The organism is Caballeronia sp. (assembly GCF_049581465.1).
In the GTDB taxonomy this organism is placed as follows: Bacteria; Pseudomonadota; Gammaproteobacteria; order Burkholderiales; family Burkholderiaceae; genus Caballeronia.
In genome coordinates this window covers 1-2943 of sequence record NZ_JBAUSA010001251.1, presented here as the reverse complement: position 1 = coordinate 2943, position 2943 = coordinate 1, and the positions used below count along the sequence as shown (strand labels likewise).

Sequence of the window (2943 nt, the reverse complement as noted above, 5' to 3'; positions counted from 1 at the left end):
TCGCCAAACCTCGAAGTAAAGGTGACGCACTCGTTATCCATGCCTCGAATCACCGAAATGGCTGCGCCTTGTGCCTGGGTTGGACGATAGCGATGATTGGCGGCAACGTCACGCACGGCGTCGCAATCCGAAACCACATAGCCCTTAAAGCCCCATTTGCCACGTAACTGATCCTGCAAGAGGTATTGGTTGGCGCACGCCGGCTCGCCATTGATGGCGTTGTAGGCACACATGATAGAGCCGGCCTTGCCCTCCACAATAGCCGCGCGGAAAGCAGGCTCATAAGTGTCGACTTCGTCGTGTTTGCTTACATCGACATCGGCGAAGTGGCGCGTTGGCTCAGGGCCGCTATGCACGTCGAAGTGTTTCGGTGTTGCGATGGCCAAATAGTATCTGGGATTGTCTCCCTGCAATCCCGTCACATAAGCCACGCCCATGCGGGCCGTAAGGAAAGGGTCTTCGCCGTAGGTCTCCTGCCCGCGACCCCAACGCGGATCGCGAAAGATGTTCAAGTTCGGTGACCAGAAATCCAGGCCTCCCATGATGCCAGTGTGGCCCTCGCGAACATTCTGCACATGCTTGATGCGCCCTTCGATACCGATCTGGGCCGCCATCGTATGAATTCCCGGCGTATCGAAGGTGGCAGCCAAACCAATGGGTTCCGGATATTCAGTGACACCCTCGTTGATAACTCCATGAAGAGCCTCGCTCCACCATTGGTATGCGGGAACCTTGAGCCGAGGCACCGCGGCAGAGTTGTTCTGCATCTGCGTGGCCTTCTCGGCGAGAGTCATCCGATGGACTAAATCGGCAGCCCTTTGTTCAGGCGACAGATTGGTGTCCAGATACGGTGGCGCCGCCGCATCCTGCGCGACTGCCGGCTGCACAGTCCAGACACAGAAGAGCGATACGAGTCCCACGGCAAATCCTTGCACCACTTTCTTCGTGTAGTTGTTCATCTTCTCCTCAGATTGGAACCGGGGCGACCGTCTATCGTCTGTCTTGCAAAAGCAGCTTGCATTTCGAATCACAGGATGCTGGCGGGCCTACTCGAAACTCGAGCTCCCCTCAGCGGCTTACCGTTAGGCCACAGCATAGTAACTAATTTGCCCACAAAGAATAAAGCGTTTCCTTTTTATTGCCCATGGTAGCCCTTCCTATGTATAGTCAACGGTTTCGTAGGAGTTGAAGCGAATTTACGCTACGTCAATGTAATGTTGGGGTCCAGCTCACTGACGTCGGATCGCATGGCACCGGCGTTGGGCGTGTCCGAGGAAAAACATGTATCCGTTCAGAAAAACTGCGACAGCGGGAATGTGTTCCCCGATTACGCGACTTCTCATTGCTGCATTGCTGGCCTCAGTGGCTTCAGCGTCGGCTCAAGTCCGAACGATCGATGCAACGATTGACACCTCGAAGACCGGTGTTCCCATTTCGAAATACATTTACGGCCAGTTCCTCGAACATGGTGGCGACATCGTGAACACGGGAGTCTGGTCTGAGATGCTCGTCGATCGCAAATTCTATTACCCGGTCGCGATCAGCGCACCCACGCCGCCGCCAGTTCTGGGCAATGCTGCGGGGAACCCGCGAATGCGGCGTGTGCCCACTCGTTGGTGGACACCTATAGGCGGTGACGATGCTGTCACGATGGATACCGAATCACCCTTCACCGGCGATCAATCGCCACTTGTTAAACTCGATGCGAAAGTGCCGCACGGATTCAGCCAATCCGGAATCGCAGTACGCAAAGGCAGGGCATACACCGGTCGCATCGTGCTGGCCGGCTCTCGTGGGACGGTGGTCAAAGTCACGCTCATCTGGGGCAAGGGGGCCGCGGACCGGCGGACCGTCACGATTGCTGCGATCGGTTCCGCGTATCGCAAATTCCCGCTGCGCTACACGTCTGCAGCGGATACCGATGATGCCACTCTTGAGATCACCGGCACGGGCACCGGCTCCTTCCATGTCGGCACGGTTTCTCTGATGCCCGCGGACAATATCGAAGGCTTTCGGCCTGAGGTCATCGCCGCGCTCAAGCAGTTGCGCTTTGGTGTCCTTCGCTTTCCCGGCGGCAACTTTGTCTCCGCCTACGAGTGGCGTTACGGTGTCGGCGACATTGACAAGCGCCCGCCCATCTTTGATCCCGTTTGGCACGCCGTACAACCCAATGACGTGGGCACCGATGAATTCCTTACTCTCTGCCGTCTTCTCGGCGTCGATCCCTACATCACCGTTAATGCCGGCTTCGGCGATGCGTGGTCCGCGCGGGAACTTGTGGAATACACCAACGGCGCGGCCACTACACCCATGGGCAAATGGCGCGCGGCGAACGGGCATCCGGAACCCTACCACGTAAAGCTCTGGGGTGTTGGCAACGAGCCATGGGGCGACTACCAGATGGGCGCCATGTCGCTTCCGCAGTTCGAGCTGAAGCACAACCTCTTCGCCAAAGAGATGCGGAAGGTCGATCCCTCCATCAAGCTCATCGCTGGGGGTGCGATGCCCGACGTGATGGAGGGCGCGGACCAGGCGCGCCGCATCAACGGCCAATATGTTCCTGACTATCTATCCGCGGCGGACTGGACGGGCCAGATGCTGCTGCATTGCCTCGATAACATTGACATGGTCAGCGAGCATTACTACGCCTCCGGTACTCAGCATACGGATATGAAGCTGCAGAAAAAGGTGCCCATCGATCCTCCTCTTTCGCTGATTGAGTGGGAACGAGCACCCGCCGTGCAGGTTCGTGCTAAATACGAGCACTACGAGCAATACCTCAAGCTCATTCCGGCGCTCCGCGCCAAGCCCGTTCCCATCGCCATTGATGAATGGGCTTACTTTGGCGGCGGTCCCAATTCCTACAAGACTGTCCCTGCGTACGCCTGGGCTTTTCACGAGATGTTCCGCCACTCCGACATCTTCCAACTCGGCGCATTCACC

At 57.5% G+C, this 2943-nt stretch carries 1 protein-coding gene and 1 pseudogene; one reads left to right on the top strand and one right to left on the bottom strand.

Annotation, left to right across the window (positions count from 1 at the left end; all coding sequences use genetic code 11):
* Positions 1 to 959 (bottom strand): glycoside hydrolase family 3 protein (locus WCA53_RS30455; RefSeq protein ID WP_423920192.1); only part of this gene is annotated, 959 nt, incomplete at its 3' end.
* A gap of 322 nt (positions 960 to 1281) precedes the next feature.
* Between WCA53_RS30455 and WCA53_RS30450 the strand changes: the two are divergent.
* Positions 1282 to 2943, top strand: a pseudogene (locus WCA53_RS30450) (hypothetical protein); the annotation flags it as partial.